This window comes from Asanoa siamensis, from assembly GCF_016862555.1.
Classification (GTDB): Bacteria; Actinomycetota; Actinomycetes; order Mycobacteriales; family Micromonosporaceae; genus Asanoa; species Asanoa siamensis.
Genome location: NZ_BONE01000057.1, coordinates 33952 through 48699, shown reverse-complemented (window position 1 = coordinate 48699; position 14748 = coordinate 33952). Strand labels below are relative to the sequence as shown.

Here is a 14748-nt window from a genome sequence, read left to right as displayed (position 1 = left end):
CTGGCGTCGGCCTCTTCGCCCGTGTCCGCGTCGGTTGCGGCGATGGCTTCCGCGTCGGCGTCGGTCGCGGCGATGGCCTCCGCGTCGGCTTCGGTGGTGGCTTCCGCGTCGACGCCGGTGGCGTCGGCCTCTTCGCCAGTGTCTACCTCGGTCGCGGTGACAGCCTCCGCCTCTACGTCGGCCTCGGTCGTGTCAGCGTCGGTCGCGGTGATGGCCTCAACCTCCGCGTCGGTGTCGGCCTCCGCGTCGGTCTGGGTGGTGGCTTCCGCTTCCGCGTCGACCGCAGTGGCGTCCGTGGCGGCGTCGGGCTCTTCCGCTGCGTCCACGTCGGTCGCGGCGACGGCTTCCGCCTCGGTGCCGGCGTCGGTGGCGGTCGCGGTGATGGCTTCCGCGTCGGTCTCGGTCGCGTCCGCGTCGGCTTCCGTCTCGGCGTCGGTCACGTCAGCGTCAGCCTGGGTGGTGGCTTCCGCTCCCGCGTCGACGGCGGTGGCGTCCGCCTCTTCGGCTGCGTCCACGTCCGTCGTGGCGACGGCGCTCGCGTCGGCGTCGGTCGCGTCCACGTCGGTCGCGGCGATGGCCTCCGCCTCCGCGTCGGCGTCGGTCTGGGTCGTGGTCTCTGCTTCCGCGTCGACGGTGGTGGCGTCGGCCTCCTCGGCTGCGTCCACGTCGGTTGCGGCAACGCCCTCGGGGTCGGTTGCGGTGGTCGCTTCTGCGTCCGCGTCGAGCGGGGATGCGTCGGCCTCTTCGGCTGTGTCCACGTCGGTCGCGGCGACAGCCTCCGGCTCCGCGTCGGTGGTGGCTTCCGCGGCAGTGTCGGCTGCGGGGGTGGCCGCCGAGGCCGTCTCGGTCTCAACCTCCGTCGTGGCCAGGGCTTCCGGCTCCGCGGACCCGGCGGTCGCGTCCGTGTTGTCCACTGTGGCGTCGCCGTTGGCGGCGGCTTCCTCCGCCAGGAGAGCCTGCCATTCGCGTTCGAACTCCGGGTCCTCGGCCGCCGCCGTCGCCGCCGCCTCCTCCGCGTGCTCGACGGCGACCGCCTCCGCCACGGTCGCGTCCGGGTCCGGGTCCGCGGGTGGCGAAGACGCGTCGGGCGCCGCGGCCGCCGGAGCCGTCGACCACGGGGACGCCGGGGCGCCCGTCTCGATGAGCTGGCTCGCCATCGGCGGCAGGGGCTGGTCACTCGGACGGATGACGGGAGTCTCGATGGTGGTCTCGGTCAGGGCCGCCGACACCGGCCCGCCGGTGGTCTCCTCGTTGGCCGCCGCCTGGGCGGCGGCGAGGGCGTCGAGGGCCGAGGCCGGCGGCTCGTCGCCGGGTGGGCGCTGGCCGGGCACGACATAGCCGGGCTCGCCCTGGTCGGGCTGGGGTTGAGGCTGCTGGGGCTGCATGCGGGTAGTCCTCCGTCGGCTCCGTAACGGCGACCCGGCTGGGCGATGCCAGGGTGGGCGCGCCGCGACGGGTGGGGGAAGCGGGACGCGACTGCCGAAACGAAACACGAGAGACCCGTGCGCCGGCAGCAAGAAAAGCTGAGCCGGAGACGGGTGGACGCGCGGACGTCTGGGATGAGGCAGGGAAGCGCCCCGCCGGTGGCGAAAACCCGGGCGGCGCACGGACAAACTACCGCGACGTGAGCCGGAGCACACCCCCCGATTCGCCACGGATATCCCCAGAATCCGGGACCGCCGCGCGTACGGAACAATTGGTCGGGTGGCCTCACCAGAATCGGGTCTCGACCCGGCTATCGCCGCCCGGCTGAAGCGCACCGCGGACGGGCTCGTCCCGGCCGTCGTCCGCCGGCACGACGACGGCGAGGTTCTCATGCTCGCCTGGATGAACGACGAGGCGCTGCACCGCACCCTGACCACCGGCCGGGCCACCTACTGGTCGCGCAGCCGCGGTGAGATCTGGGTCAAGGGCGAGACCTCCGGCCACCACCAGTACGTGAAGTCCGCCGCCCTCGACTGCGACGGCGACACGATCCTGCTCTCCGTGGAACAGGTCGGCCCGGCCTGCCACACCGGCACCCCGACCTGCTTCTCCGACGAGCTTCCGGTGCGCGCATGACCACCGGTGCGGTCACGCCGACGCTCACACGGTTCGCCGAGCATGCCCGGCACAACCGGGTCATCCCGGTGACCCGGCGGCTGCTGGCCGACGGCGAGACCCCGGTCGGCGTCTACCGCAAGCTGGCCGGCGGCCCCGGCACCTTCCTGCTGGAGTCGGCCGAGCAGGGCGCCGGCACCGCCTGGTCCCGCTACTCGTTCATCGGCGTCCGCAGCGCCGCCACCCTGGTCGAGCGTGACGGGCACGCCGCCTGGCTCGGCAGCCCGCCCGACGGCGTGCCGACCACCGGCGACCCCGTCGACGTGCTGCGGGCGACGGTCACCGCCCTGACCGGGCGCCGGCACGACCCCGACGGCCCGCCGCTGACGGGCGGCATGGTCGGCTACCTCGCGTACGACCTGGTCCGCCGCTTCGAACGCCTGCCCGAGCTGGCCGACGACGATCTCCGGGTGCCCGAGCTGGGCATGATGCTGGCCACCGACCTGGTGGTGCTCGACCACTACGCCGGCTCGGCGATCCTGGTGGCCAACGCGATCCTGCCGCCCGCGGCGACCGACGACCAGGTGGCGGCCGCCTACCACCACGCGGTCGGCCGGCTCGACGCCATGACCACGGCCCTGTCCCGCCCCACCCCGCCGATGATCTCCACGATCAACCTGCCGGCGGAGGCACCGCCCTTGGAGAGCCGTACGCCGGCCGGCAGCTACCCCAAGGCGGTCGAGCTGGCCAAGGAGGCGATCCGGGCCGGCGAGTGCTTCCAGATCGTGGTCTCGCAGCGGTTCGAGCGCCGGACCACCGCCGACCCGCTCGACGTCTACCGGGTGCTGCGCACGACCAATCCCAGCCCGTACATGTATCTCCTGCGCTTCGACGACTTCGACATCGTCGGCTCGTCGCCGGAGGCGCACCTCAAGGTCACCGACGGGCGGGCGCTGCTGCACCCGATCGCCGGCACCCGGCCGCGCGGGCGCGACCAGCGGCAGGACAACGACCTCGCCACCGAGTTGCTGGCCGACCCCAAGGAGCGGGCCGAGCACGTGATGCTGGTCGACCTGGGCCGCAACGACCTGGGCCGGGTCTGCGTGCCGGGCACGGTCGAGGTGCCGGAGTTCGCCACCATCGAGCGCTACAGCCACGTCATGCACATCGTGTCGACGGTGGTCGGGCAGCTCCGCGACGACCGCTCGGCGTTCGACGCGCTCGCGGCGACCTTCCCGGCGGGCACGCTCTCCGGCGCGCCCAAGGTCCGCGCGATGGAGATCATCGAAGAGCTCGAACCCACCAGACGCGGCGTGTACGGCGGAACCGTCGGCTACCTCGGCTTCAGCGGCGACCTCGACATGGCGATCGCGATCCGCACCGCGCTGATCCGCGACGGGGTGGCCTACGTGCAGGCCGGCGCGGGCATCGTCGCCGACTCCGACCCGGCGGCCGAGGAGCGGGAGACCCAGAACAAGGCTGCCGCGGTCCTGGCGGCGGTCAGCGCCGCCGAAACGCTCAGGGCCGCCCGATGAGGAATCCGTTCGCCGGTGAGGGTCGCCGACCGCTCACGACGACCGTGCTGTGCGTCGTGGTCGGGGCCGGGCTCGCCTTCGTCGGGGCCGGTCGCACCTGGGAGACCGGCTACACCCACGGCGCCACGCCCTCGGGCCTCGAGCAGACCGGCGGCGACCTGGTCCCCGGCCTGTCGGCCCTGGCCCTGGTCGGGCTGGCCGGCGCCGGCGCCCTGCTGGCCACCCGGGGCTGGGCGCGCCGCGCGGTCGGCGTACTCGTGCTGCTCGTCGGTCTGGCCCTGGCCGGCCTCGCGCTCGACCGGGCGTTCGACGCCAGCACCGCCTGGCCCGCGCTGACCGTGACCGGCGGCCTGCTCGTGATCATCGGCGGGCTCGCGGCCACGCTGGCCGGGCACCGCTGGCCCGGGATGGGCGCGCGCTACGAGCGGTCGCCGAAGTCGGTCGGCGGCACCACGGACACCTGGAACGCCCTGGACCGCGGGGAGGACCCCACCGTCAGGTGAGGACGCGGGCAACCTTCCTGGGCGGCATCGTGACGATCATGGCGACGTGCCGGCGCACCTCGTCCCGCTGGTCGGCGCGTGCCCGGTCGGCGCAGATCGCCTCCCAGGCGTTGCCGCGCGCCGTGCGTACCCGCTCGTCGCCGACGACCGCCCGCTGGGCCGTGTCGATGACGCCGAACGCCGCCGACAGAACCGCCCGTGGCAGGTCCGTTATCCCGGCCTGCTGCCGTCCCGGTGTGTTGTCCATGCCCCGCCCCGATGAACAAGTCCCCTGTGGTCGGTGCACCAGTGGCACCGTCGACCAGTTTGCCCGACGACATCCTCTCCCAGGGCTGTTTCGGCAGAGTGTCCGACCCGTGGCGGATGCGTCGCCCGTCACCCCCGTAGTAACCGGCGGCACACCCACCGTGGGACGGGCCGGGCATTATGCCCGACCACGCGGCGTGAGACGGCCCATACCCCGGACGCCGTCCGCCGGTCGGCGGGCCATAGCATCGGGCGCATGACACCCGGAAAGGGGAGTCCGTTGGTGAATGCTGATGAACCGCAGGATGACGACGGCGCCAACACGGCGGCGCCGGTGAGTGTCCTCGACGAGATCATCGCGGGTGTCCGCGAAGACGTCGAAACTCGGCAGCAGCAGGTCCCACTGGCCGACGTGAAGCGGCTGGCGGCCGCCGCGCCGCCCCCGCGCGACGCGCACGCGGCGCTGCGGCGCCCCGGCGTGGCGGTGATCGCCGAGGTCAAGCGGGCCTCGCCCTCACGTGGGCAGCTCGCCGACATCCCCGACCCCGCCGACCTGGCCACCGAGTACGCGGGCGGCGGCGCCCGCTGCATCAGCGTGCTCACCGAGGGCCGCTGGTTCGGCGGGTCGCTCGACGACCTGGCCGCGGTGCGGGCCGCCGTCGACGTGCCGGTGCTGCGCAAGGACTTCGTCGTCTCCAGCTACCAGGTGCACGAGGCGCGGGCGCACGGTGCCGACATGGTGCTGCTGATCGTCGCCGCGCTCGAGCAGAACGTGCTGACCGGGCTGCTGGAGCGGATCGAGTCGCTCGGCATGACCGCCCTCGTCGAGGTGCACGACGAGGAGGAGGCCGACCGGGCCATGGAGGCCGGCGCGCGGGTGATCGGCGTCAACGCCCGCAACCTGCGTACGCTCGAGGTCGACCGGTCGGTGTTCGAGCGCATCGCGCCCGGGCTGCCGAACAACGTCGTCAAGATCGCCGAATCGGGCGTACGCGGACCGCACGACCTCATCCGCTATGCCTCCGCCGGTGCCGACGCCGTGCTGGTCGGCGAGGGCCTGGTGACTCACAAGAGCCCGCGGGACGCCGTGGCCGAGCTGGTGAACGCGGGCAACCACCCCGCCACACCGAGGCCGGTTCGATGACTGATCTGCTCCTGCCGGACGCCACCGGCCACTTCGGGCCCTTCGGCGGCCGGTTCATCCCGGAGGCGCTGGTCGCCGCGCTCGACGAGCTCGACGCCGCCTACCGGGCCGCCAAGGCCGACCCGGCGTTCGTCGCCGAGTTCGAGGGCATGCTGCGCGACTACGCCGGCGCGCCGTCGGCGCTCTACGAGGCCCGCCGGCTGAGCGCCCAGGCCGGAGCGCGGATCCTGCTCAAGCGCGAGGACCTGCTGCACACCGGCGCCCACAAGGTGCGCAACGTGCTCGGCCAGGCGCTGCTCACCAAGCGGATGGGCAAGCGCCGGGTGATCGCCGAGACGGGCGCCGGCCAGCACGGTGTGGCCGCGGCCACCGCGGCGGCGTACCTGGACCTCGACTGCGTGGTCTACATGGGCGAGCTCGACACGGAGCGCCAGGCGCTCAACGTCGCCCGGATGCGGATGCTCGGCGCGCAGGTCATCCCGGTGGCCACGGGCTCGCGGACGCTCAAGGACGCGCTCAACGAGGCGCTGCGCGACTGGGTCGCCTCCGTCGACGAGACCCACTACCTGCTGGGCACGGCGGCCGGCCCGCACCCCTTCCCCGAGCTGGTCCGCGACTTCGTGGGCGGCATCGGCCGGGAGGCCCGGGCCCAGTCGCTGGAGAAGCTGGGTGGGCTGCCCGACGCGGTCGCCGCCTGCGTGGGCGGTGGGTCCAACGCGATCGGCATCTTCCACGCCTTCGTCCCCGACGAGGGCGTCCGGCTGTACGGGTTCGAGGCGGGCGGCGACGGCGTCTCGACCGGGCGGACGGCGGCGTCGATCACCGCGGGCTCCAAGGGCGTGCTGCACGGCGCCCGGACGTACGTGCTGCAGGACGCCGACGGTCAGACGCTGGAGTCGCACTCGATCTCCGCGGGTCTCGACTACCCGGCGGTCGGCCCGGAGCACGCCTGGCTGCACGACAGCGGCCGCGCGATCTACGAGCCCGTCGACGACGACGAGGCGATGGCCGCGTTCCAGCTCCTCTGCCGCACCGAGGGGATCATCCCGGCGATCGAGAGCGCCCACGCGCTCGCCGGCGCGCTGCGGATCATCCCGAAGCTGGCCGAGGAGCTCGGGCGCGAGCCGGTCATCGTGGTCAACCTGTCCGGCCGTGGCGACAAGGACGCGCACACCGCCGGCCGCTACTTCGGGATCCTGGCATGAGCATTTCGGTCGCTTTCGAGAAGGCCCGCGCCGAGGGCCGGGCGGTGCTGGTCGGCTGCATGCCGGCCGGCTTCCCGACAGTCGACGGCAGCATCGCCGCCATGACGGCGATGGTCGAGGCGGGCGTCGACGTCATCGAGGTCGAGATCCCCTACAGCGACCCGGTGATGGACGGCCCGGTGATCCAGAAGGCCAGCGACATCGCGCTGGCCGGCGGGGTCCGCACGGCCGACACACTGCGGATCATCGAGGCGGTCGCCGCCACGGGCGCCCCGGTGGTCACGATGACCTACTGGAACCCCATCGAGCAATACGGTGTGGACGCGTTCGCCCGCGACCTCGCGGCGGCCGGCGGCACGGGGCTGATCACGCCCGACCTGATCCCGGACGAGGCGCACGACTGGCTGGCGGCCTCCGACGCGCACGGGCTCGACCGCACGTTCCTGGTGTCGCCGTCGTCCACCGACGCCCGGCTGGCGATGACGCTGGGGCACTGCCGCGGCTTCGTCTACGCCACCGCGCTGATGGGCGTCACGGGCGCCCGGGAGCAGACCTCGTCGGCCGCGCCTGCGCTGGTCTCGCGCATCCGCGCGGTCACTGCCGACCTGCCGGTCGGGGTGGGTCTCGGCGTGCGCGACGGGGCGCAGGCCGCCGAGGTCGGCTCGTTCGCCGACGGCGTGATCGTCGGCAGTGCGCTGATCCGCTGCATGGTCGACGCGCCCGACGAGGCGTCGGGGCTTTCGGCGCTACGGACGTTGTCGGCGGAACTGGCGGCCGGCGTGCGGGCCGTGGAGCGCTAGTGGCCGGCGTGCGGGCCGTGGAGCGCTAGTGGCCGGCGTGCGGGCGGTCGGGCGCTAGCCCGCGACTCCCACGATGATGTCCTGGCTGCGGACGTCGGCCGTGTCGGCGGCGTCCGGATAGTCCGGCTCGGCGTCGCGGTCGACCTGGCACACCACGCCGGACCGCCCGGCCACCGCGTCGGCGATCGCGATGCGCGTGGTCGGTGTCATCGGCTGGGGCAGGTCGTCGGCATCGTGCCAGCTGAGGCGGCAGATCCGGCCGGGGGCGTTGACCAGGGCCTCGCCGTGCCCGTCGCGGCACCGGAACACGTGCACCACGACATCGGGCAGCCCCTGCCCGCGCAGCTCGTAGAGGCCGACGAGATCGACCATCTCGACGTCCATGCCGGTCTCCTCGCGGATGTCCCTTATCGCGGCATGGATCGGGCTCTCGTTCTCACGGACCTTCCCGCCGGGCAGCCCCCACCGGCGGTGTCCCTGGCTCTGCTGGCAGAGCAGCACGCGGCCGGCGTCGTCGGTGACGATCGCGGCGACCGCGGAAGTGAGGGAGTTCATACCCGGTTACCGTACGCCGCCGGGCGGTTAACGTCAGCTGTCGTGCAGCGGTCGTGCGGGATGCGTGCGGTGTCCGGATAGATCTCGGACGAACCCCGGGGTGCCATGGGCACGGGGTGCGACGGTACCGTGTTGACCCGTGACAGTCGCCGCGATTCCGAGCCCCACCAACGCCGTGTGGGAGATCGGCCCGGTTCCGATCCGGGCGTACGCCCTCTGCATCATCCTGGGCATCATTCTCGCCGGCGTGGTGACGGAGTTCCGTCTCCGGCAGCGCGGCGCGCACAAGTGGGCGATCCTCGACATCGCCGTCTGGGCCGTGCCGTTCGGCATCATCGGCGCCCGGATCTACCACGTGATCACCTCGCCGGGGCAGTACTTCGGCGAGGGCGGTGACCCCCTCGAGGCGCTCCAGGTCTGGAAGGGCGGCCTGGGCATCTGGGGCGCGGTGGCCGGTGGCGCCGTCGGTGCCCTGCTCGCCGCCCGCCAGCTCGGCATGCCGCTGACCGTGGTCGCCGACGCGCTGGCCCCCGGCCTGCCGCTGGCCCAGGCCGTCGGCCGGCTCGGCAACTGGTTCAACAACGAGCTCTACGGCCGGCAGACCACGCTGCCCTGGGGCCTCGAGGTGCACGAGATGGACTCGGCCGGCCGGCCCACGCTGGTCGACGGCGAGGCCGTGCTGCGCCCCGGCCTCTACCATCCGACGTTCCTCTACGAGCTCGTCTGGAACGTGCTCGTGGCGGGCCTGGTGCTGGCTCTCGACCGGAAGTTCAAGTTCGGCAGGGGCCGGGCCTTCGCGCTCTACGTGATGGGCTACACGCTGGGCCGGTTCTTCATCGAGATGATGCGCGACGACACCGCGACCCACATCGCCGGCGTCCGGATCAACGTGTTCGTCGCCGCGCTCGTGTTCGTCGGGGCGCTGGCGTACTTCCTGAAGGTGCGCGGCCCGCGCGAATACCTCATCCCGGTCGGCGTCGACGCGCCGGTCCCCGCGCCGCGGGGCGGCGACATCTCGACCGTCGACGTCTCCGCGAAGCCGGCGGCGACCGCGGCCATCCCGTCCAGTTACCGGGTGGTCGACGAGGAACAGTTCCACGCCTACCAGGCGACCGGTGTGGTCCCCGACGGCGACGCCGTGCCCGACTCGAATGACAATGCCACCGCCAAGGCTGAGTCGGACGGCGAGTCCGACGCCGCCGAGGTCGAGGCCGACGAAGATGGGCAGGACAGCGACACCACGGCCGCCGGTGCGGGCGGCCGCGCCGACGACCGCTGACCCACCACGACCACCCCGGAGAGGCGGTGCCGATGCGTACGGCCGTCGTGGTGGGCGCCGGGATCGGCGGCCTGGCTGTGGCCGGCGCGCTGGCCCGCTCGGGCTGGCAGGTGACGCTGCTGGAGCGGGCCGACCGGGTGCGGCCGGGCCAGACGGCCCTGGTGCTCTGGCCCAACGGCATCCGCGCGCTGCGCGCCCTCGGCCTCGGTGACGGCCTCGACGCGATCGGCACGCCGGTCGGCGAGACCGGCGTGCGCCGGCCCGACGGCCACTGGCTCGTGCAGCCGCGCCCTGTCGCGCCCCACCGGGCGCCGGTGGTCGTCCACCGCGAGGACCTGCACGACGCGCTGATCGCCGGGCTGGGCGACCGGCTCGACATCCGCACCGGCATCCGGGTCGACGACGCGCGCACGGGCGCCAACGACCGGCCAGCCGTGACCGCCGGCCGCCAGGTGTTCGCCGCCGACCTGGTGGTGGCCGCCGACGGCATCGACAGCGCGGTCCGCGCCCGGCTGGCGCCGGCGTCGGCGGTGGTCAGCTCCGGCTGCACCGCCTGGCGCGCGGTCATCCCGTGGTACAGGGCGCCGAAGACCATCGAGGGCCGCCCGGTCGGCGGCGAGACGCTCGGCGCCGGCTACCGCTTCGTGGCCGCCTCGCTCGGCGAGCGCGGCTCGTCGGGCGCCTCCACGCGCGGCGGCGTCTACTGGGTCGCCACGGCGGCCGGTGCCCCCCGCCCCGAGCCGCCGGCGACGCAACTCGGCCTGCTGCGCCGGTGGTACGCCGACTGGCCCGCCCCGATCGCCGACCTGCTCGACGCGACCGAGCCCGACGACCTCGTGCAGCAGGAGGTCCGTGAGCTCCGGCCGCTGCCCCGGGCCTACGCCTTCGCGTCGGGGCCCGGCGGCGTCGTGCTGCTGGGCGACGCCGCCCACGCCATGCCGCACCACCTCGGCCAGGGCGCCTGCCTGGCGTTCGAGGACGCGGCCACCCTCGCCGCCGCGGTCCGCGACGCCGAGCCCGGCCTCCCGTTGCGGCGGGCGATCGAGGGCTACGACCGGGAGCGCCGGCCTCGCGCCGCCACGATGGTCCGCCAGACCCGCCGGATGTCGGCGGTGCTGCAGACCCGCGGCCGGCTCGCGCTGCGCGCCCGCGACGCGGCGCTCGGCCAGATCACCCCGCGCCTGCTGGGCAGCGCGGCCAGCACCGCCGCACAGTGGCGGCCCCCCGCGTGACCGAGGCGTAAGCGGCCGAGCAACCGGCCGAGGTGGCCGAACGTGCCATGACCATGGTGCGCGCGAACGGGCAGACTACCGGCTACCGGACGGAAGGGTGCGTCGTGGACGAGGGTGGGTCGCCAGCGATCGACGGGCATCGGTCCGTCCGCGCGGAGGCCTGCCTGCTGGGGCCGGTCCGGCTGCTGGTCGACGGCGCCGCGGTGCCGTTGCCGCCGGCCGCCCGCGACCTGCTCGGCCTGCTCGCGCTCCGTCCAGGTGAGACGGTGCCGGTCGAGCTGATCGGCTCAGCACTGTGGACGGTGCCGCGGCAGCGCGGCGCGGGCGCGGGGGAGCGGCTCGAGACCGCCTACGACGCGCTCGCCACCGCGCTCGCCGACGCCGGCGCTCCCACGGCGCTGGGCCGCACGCCGGACGGGCTGGTGCTGCGGCTGCCCGGCCGGTCCGTCGACGCCACCCGGTTCACCCACCTGCTGCGCCGCGCCCGTGAGGTGATGGCCGAGGGCGACCTGGCCGGTGCGTCGGCCCGGTTCGCCACCGCGTTGCGGCTCTGGCAGGTCGACCTCGACGGCGACCCGCTGGCCGGCACCGCCGTCAACCCGCTCGGCTGGGTGCAGGCCGAGCGCACCCGCCTCGTGCAGATGCGCGCCGCGGCGATCGAGGACCGCTGGGAGTGCCTGCTGCGCCGGGTCGCCGCCGCGCTGACCGCCGCGGGCGCACCGGCCGCCGACCCCGACGCCGTGGCCGCGGGCACGGCCGCCCAGACCGCCGCGCAGGAGGCGGTCGCCGACCTCGAACGCGCGCTGGCCCGGCATCCGCTGCGCGAGCGGCTCTGGGAGCTGCTGCTCACCGCCACGGCGTTCGCCCACGGCCGGCGGGCGGCCGCCGAGGTCTACGACCGGGCCGTGCTCGCCGTCGCCGACAACCTGGGCGTGGAGCCGGGGCGCCGCCTCGGCGAGATCGCGGCGCTGGTCCGCTCGGGCGGCCTGGCGACCTGGTGGGAGCGGCCCGAGCCGTGCCCGCCCCCGCCCCCGGCCCCGGTGGTGGCCCGCGCCGGCCTGCCGGTGCCGCTGACCCCGCTGATCGGCCGCGAGCGGCTGGCCGCCCGGGTGGCCGGGCGCCTCGCCGACGAGCGGCTGGTGACGTTGACCGGTCCCGGCGGCAGCGGCAAGACCCGGCTCGCGGTCTCCGTGGCCGCCGACCACAAGCTGGTCTGGTTCGTCGACCTGAGCGTCGTCGACGACCCGGCGCGGGTGGCGGTGGCCGTCGCTGCGGCGCTCGGTGTGCGGGACGAGCCCGGCCGGGCGATCGCCGACACGCTGGCCGGCGTGCTCGGCACCGGCGAGGGCCTGCTCGTGCTCGACAACTGCGAGCACGTCGTCGCCGGCGCGGCCGACCTCGCCGGTGTGCTGCTGGCGCGCTGTCCGGCGCTGCGGATCCTGTCGACCAGCCGGGTCGCGTTGCGGCTGCCCGACGAGGCGACCGTGCCGGTGCCGCCCCTGTCCGGCCCGGCGCCCGACGGCGAGCACACCATCGCGGGCCTCGCGGCGCATCCGGCCAGCCGGCTCTTCCTCGAACGCGCGCGGGCCCGCTCCGGCCGGCCGGTGCCGGAGTCCGACGCGACCGCGGTGGCCCGGCTCTGCGCCGAGCTCGACGGGCTGCCGCTGGCCATCGAGCTCGCCGCCGCCCGGATGCCGGTGCTGTCGGTCCCGGAGATCGTGGCCCGGCTGCGGTCCGACCAGAGCGTGCTGCGCAGCCCCGACCCGACCGCACCGGCCCGGCACCGCACGGTCGCCGCGGCTGTCGAGTCCAGTGTGGACCAGCTCGGCCCGTCCGCCCGGCTGTTGTTCGACCGGCTGGCCGTCTTCGCCGGCGGGTTCGACGCCGAGGCCGCCACCGCGGTGGCCGGCGCGTCCGCGGCCGACGACCTCGCCGCGCTGGTCGAGGCGTCGCTGGTGGAGACCCAGCGGCCCGGGGTCGACGCCCGCTACCGGATGCTGATGCCGATCCACCGGCACGCGCTGGCCCGGCTGCGGGCCGCGGCCGCCGAGGGCGCGGCGCGGCAGGCGCACGCCCGGCACTTCCTCGCCCTGGCCGAGCGGGCCGAGAGCGGTCTGCGCGGCTCGGCGCAGGGTTGGTGGCTCAACCGCCTGCGCCGCGAGGGCGCCAACCTGCGGGTGGCGATGGGCTGGCTCGGCGGCGCCGACGTCGAGCCCTACGGCGACCTGCGCCTGGCCGGCGCGCTGGCCAACTACTGCCGGCTGGAGGGCTGGTACCGCGACGGCCGCGGGTGGCTGGTCGCCGCGCTGGCCCGGCACCCGGCGGCGCCCGCCACGCTGCGGGCCAAGGCCCTGGCCGGCGCGGCGATGCTGGCCATGCTGCTCTGCGACTACCCCGGTGCGGCCGGGCACGCCGCGGCCGGCCGGGCCGCCTGCCGGGCCGCGGGCGACCCGCTCGGCGAGGCCCGGGTCGAGCTGACGCTGGGCTCGGTCGCCCGGGAACGCGCCGAATACAAAGCCTCCGCCGCGCACCTCGACGCGGCCGCCCGGCTGTTCGACGTGCACGACGACCCGTGGGGCGTCGCCCAGTCGGCGCTGCTGCGCGGCTTCACCGCCTGGCTGGCCACGGACGTCGACCGCGCGGAGGCCAAGCTGCGCCTGGCCCACGACGGCTTCGAACGGCTGGGCGACCCGGAGGCGGCCGCCACGGCGGTCCTGAATCTCGGCGCGGTCGCCCTCTACCGCGGCGACGCCGACCGTGCCGCCTCGCTCCTGGACACGGCCCTCGACCGGTTCACCGCCCTGGCCTTCCCGGAGGGCCTGGGCTGGGCGCACAACCTGCGCGGCCTGGTGGACCTGCGCGCCGGCCGCACCGGACGCGCGGTCGCCCACCTGGTCCGCAGCCTGGCCACCCACCGCCAGGTCGGCGACCGCTGGCGCACGGCCAGCGTCCTGGAGGCCCTGGCCGAGGCGGCCCGCGTCGTCGGCGCCGCCGACCGCGGCGCGGCCCTGCTCGGCGCGGCGGCGACGATCCGCACGGAGCTGGGCACGCCGGTGCCGGCGTGCGAGCTCTACGACCTGGCCGCCACCGCGGCAGGCCTGCGCACGCTGCTCGGCGCGGACGCCTACACCGCGGCGCATCGCGCGGGCCAGACCGCGAACCTGGACACCCTGGTCACCGAGCCGGAGCCGATGGTCCCGGCCCTGCCGGCCACGGCCGACCCGGCCTGACCGACGGCGGATCAGGCCGGCGCGGTCACCGGGGCCGGTTCGGCGATGCAGGCGGTGCCGACGCGGCGGAAGCCGACGCTCAGGTAGACCCGGGCCACGTCCATGTCGCTGGCCGAGAGGAAGACCACACCGGCGCCCGAGTCGAGCGCGTGCCGGGCCAGTGTCAGGGTCACAGCCGCGCCCAGGCCCCGCCGGCGGAACGCGGGCAGCGTGGCCACCCCGGCGATCTCCACCACGTCGCCGGCCCGCATGCCGATGCCGCTGGCCACCACGCCGGCGTCCGGCACCGTGGCGACCGCGGTGAACCGCCGGCCCCCGACGATCGCCGCGCGCTCGTCGTCGACGGCCGCCGCGTCGATCTCGACCCGGGCCGCGTCGCGCTCGGCGGGGCCGGCCGCACCGGCCGCCGTACCCGGTGTGCCGAAGCCCACGGCCGCGACCGCCCGCGACAGCTCGGTGTCGGCGGCGAAGGTCGCCGACGCGGGGTCGAGCAGCCGGACCCCCGGCGCGGCGGTGGTGGGCAGTGCCGCCGGGTCCAGCACCATCAGCGGCGCCTCGAGCACCGCCAGGCCGGCCGAGCGGGCGACCGGGAGCAGGTCGGGGGAGTTCTCGTGGACCCACTCGAACGCCTCCGGCAGGCCCAGCTCGCGCTGCCGCTCGCGGGCGGCCATGATGTCGGCCGCCGACGGGGGCTCCGCGCCGTCGAGGCGCGGACGGGCGTAGAACGGCCAGCCCGCGCCGTCGCGTACGAACAGGACGAGACCGCCGAAGTCCTCCGCATGCGCGCTGAACCGGGGCAGCGCGTCGTAGAACGTCTCCAAGCGGCGCAGCAGAGCAGGATCGGGGGTAGTCACCGCGCGAGAGTACACATCTCAGACTCTGGGCGTGTGATCAATACGTCCTGGCGGATGAGGGCCGGCATTCACGTAAACTCAGAAGACCCAGCAGGGCCGACGTCGTCCCGAACCTGAAATCAGCG

12 protein-coding genes and 1 pseudogene are annotated in these 14748 nt (G+C 75.1%); 9 read left to right on the top strand and 4 right to left on the bottom strand.

The annotated features are described in order from the left end of the window. A pseudogene (locus Asi02nite_RS29035) lies at nucleotides 1-1385 on the bottom strand (hypothetical protein); the annotation flags it as partial. A 319-nt stretch (nucleotides 1386-1704) separates the two neighbouring features. Here Asi02nite_RS29035 and hisI point away from each other — a divergent pair. Genes hisI through Asi02nite_RS29020 form a run of 3 tightly spaced genes read left to right on the top strand, consistent with a single transcriptional unit; the run spans nucleotide 1705 to nucleotide 4078 of the window. Continuing rightward, nucleotides 1705-2061, top strand: a complete 357-nt coding sequence (hisI, locus tag Asi02nite_RS29030) for a phosphoribosyl-AMP cyclohydrolase (protein ID WP_308440186.1) — start codon at nucleotides 1705-1707, stop codon at nucleotides 2059-2061. After that, complete coding sequence (locus Asi02nite_RS29025) at nucleotides 2058-3575, top strand: anthranilate synthase component I (protein ID WP_203717171.1); 1518 nt, start codon at nucleotides 2058-2060, stop codon at nucleotides 3573-3575. The genes hisI and Asi02nite_RS29025 overlap by 4 nt, the downstream gene beginning before the upstream one ends. After that, nucleotides 3572-4078 carry a Trp biosynthesis-associated membrane protein gene (locus tag Asi02nite_RS29020; protein ID WP_203717170.1) on the top strand — a complete coding sequence of 169 codons (507 nt, stop codon included), beginning with the start codon at nucleotides 3572-3574 and terminating at the stop codon, nucleotides 4076-4078. The genes Asi02nite_RS29025 and Asi02nite_RS29020 overlap by 4 nt, the downstream gene beginning before the upstream one ends. Here the strand turns inward: Asi02nite_RS29020 and Asi02nite_RS29015 are convergent. After that, nucleotides 4071-4325 (bottom strand): hypothetical protein, encoded by a 255-nt coding sequence (locus Asi02nite_RS29015; RefSeq protein WP_203717169.1) that lies wholly within the window; start codon nucleotides 4323-4325, stop codon nucleotides 4071-4073. The genes Asi02nite_RS29020 and Asi02nite_RS29015 overlap by 8 nt on opposite strands. 282 nt (nucleotides 4326-4607) lie before the next feature. On the opposite strand from Asi02nite_RS29015, the gene trpC reads away from it, so the two are divergent. Genes trpC through trpA form a run of 3 tightly spaced genes read left to right on the top strand, consistent with a single transcriptional unit; the run spans nucleotide 4608 to nucleotide 7473 of the window. Beyond that, nucleotides 4608-5468 (top strand): indole-3-glycerol phosphate synthase TrpC, encoded by an 861-nt coding sequence (trpC, locus tag Asi02nite_RS29010; protein ID WP_239127199.1) that lies wholly within the window; start codon nucleotides 4608-4610, stop codon nucleotides 5466-5468. Then, on the top strand, nucleotides 5465-6673 hold the full coding sequence (gene trpB, locus Asi02nite_RS29005; protein ID WP_203717167.1) for a tryptophan synthase subunit beta: 1209 nt from the start codon (nucleotides 5465-5467) through the stop codon (nucleotides 6671-6673). Before trpC ends, trpB begins: the two co-directional genes overlap by 4 nt. Continuing rightward, nucleotides 6670-7473 carry a tryptophan synthase subunit alpha gene (gene trpA / locus Asi02nite_RS29000; protein ID WP_203717166.1) on the top strand — a complete coding sequence of 268 codons (804 nt, stop codon included), beginning with the start codon at nucleotides 6670-6672 and terminating at the stop codon, nucleotides 7471-7473. Before trpB ends, trpA begins: the two co-directional genes overlap by 4 nt. Before the next feature lie 54 nt (nucleotides 7474-7527). On the opposite strand, the gene Asi02nite_RS28995 is transcribed toward trpA, so the two are convergent. Then, complete coding sequence (locus tag Asi02nite_RS28995; RefSeq protein WP_203717165.1) at nucleotides 7528-8028, bottom strand: NUDIX hydrolase; 501 nt, start codon at nucleotides 8026-8028, stop codon at nucleotides 7528-7530. 139 nt (nucleotides 8029-8167) lie between these two features. Between Asi02nite_RS28995 and lgt the strand changes: the two genes are divergently transcribed. From lgt to Asi02nite_RS28980, 3 genes are all read left to right on the top strand, one after another. After that, entirely contained in the window at nucleotides 8168-9307 is a 1140-nt protein-coding gene (gene lgt / locus Asi02nite_RS28990; protein WP_239127196.1) for a prolipoprotein diacylglyceryl transferase, read from the top strand. A 32-nt stretch (nucleotides 9308-9339) separates the two neighbouring features. Beyond that, nucleotides 9340-10539, top strand: a complete 1200-nt coding sequence (locus tag Asi02nite_RS28985; protein WP_203717164.1) for an FAD-dependent oxidoreductase — start codon at nucleotides 9340-9342, stop codon at nucleotides 10537-10539. A 104-nt stretch (nucleotides 10540-10643) separates the two neighbouring features. Further along, nucleotides 10644-13769 (top strand): AfsR/SARP family transcriptional regulator, encoded by a 3126-nt coding sequence (locus Asi02nite_RS28980; protein WP_203717163.1) that lies wholly within the window; start codon nucleotides 10644-10646, stop codon nucleotides 13767-13769. Between the two features lie 11 nt (nucleotides 13770-13780). Here the strand turns inward: Asi02nite_RS28980 and Asi02nite_RS28975 are convergent, their stop codons facing one another. After that, the gene (locus tag Asi02nite_RS28975; protein ID WP_239127193.1) at nucleotides 13781-14623 is read right to left on the bottom strand and encodes a GNAT family N-acetyltransferase; all 843 of its coding nucleotides are present in this window, start codon (nucleotides 14621-14623) and stop codon (nucleotides 13781-13783) included. Between the last annotated feature and the right edge of the window lie 125 nt (nucleotides 14624-14748).

Bases quoted from the DNA above. Each gene is read 5' to 3' on its own strand.
- Asi02nite_RS29025 (WP_203717171.1), top strand. From the start codon at position 2,058: ATGACCACCGGTGCGGTCACGCCGACGCTCACACGGTTCGCCGAGCAT.
- Asi02nite_RS29020 (WP_203717170.1), top strand. From the start codon at position 3,572: ATGAGGAATCCGTTCGCCGGTGAGGGTCGCCGACCGCTCACGACGACC.
- Asi02nite_RS29015 (WP_203717169.1), bottom strand. From the start codon at position 4,325: ATGGACAACACACCGGGACGGCAGCAGGCCGGGATAACGGACCTGCCA.
- trpB (WP_203717167.1), top strand. From the start codon at position 5,465: ATGACTGATCTGCTCCTGCCGGACGCCACCGGCCACTTCGGGCCCTTC.
- trpA (WP_203717166.1), top strand. From the start codon at position 6,670: ATGAGCATTTCGGTCGCTTTCGAGAAGGCCCGCGCCGAGGGCCGGGCG.
- Asi02nite_RS28995 (WP_203717165.1), bottom strand. From the start codon at position 8,028: ATGAACTCCCTCACTTCCGCGGTCGCCGCGATCGTCACCGACGACGCC.
- Asi02nite_RS28985 (WP_203717164.1), top strand. From the start codon at position 9,340: ATGCGTACGGCCGTCGTGGTGGGCGCCGGGATCGGCGGCCTGGCTGTG.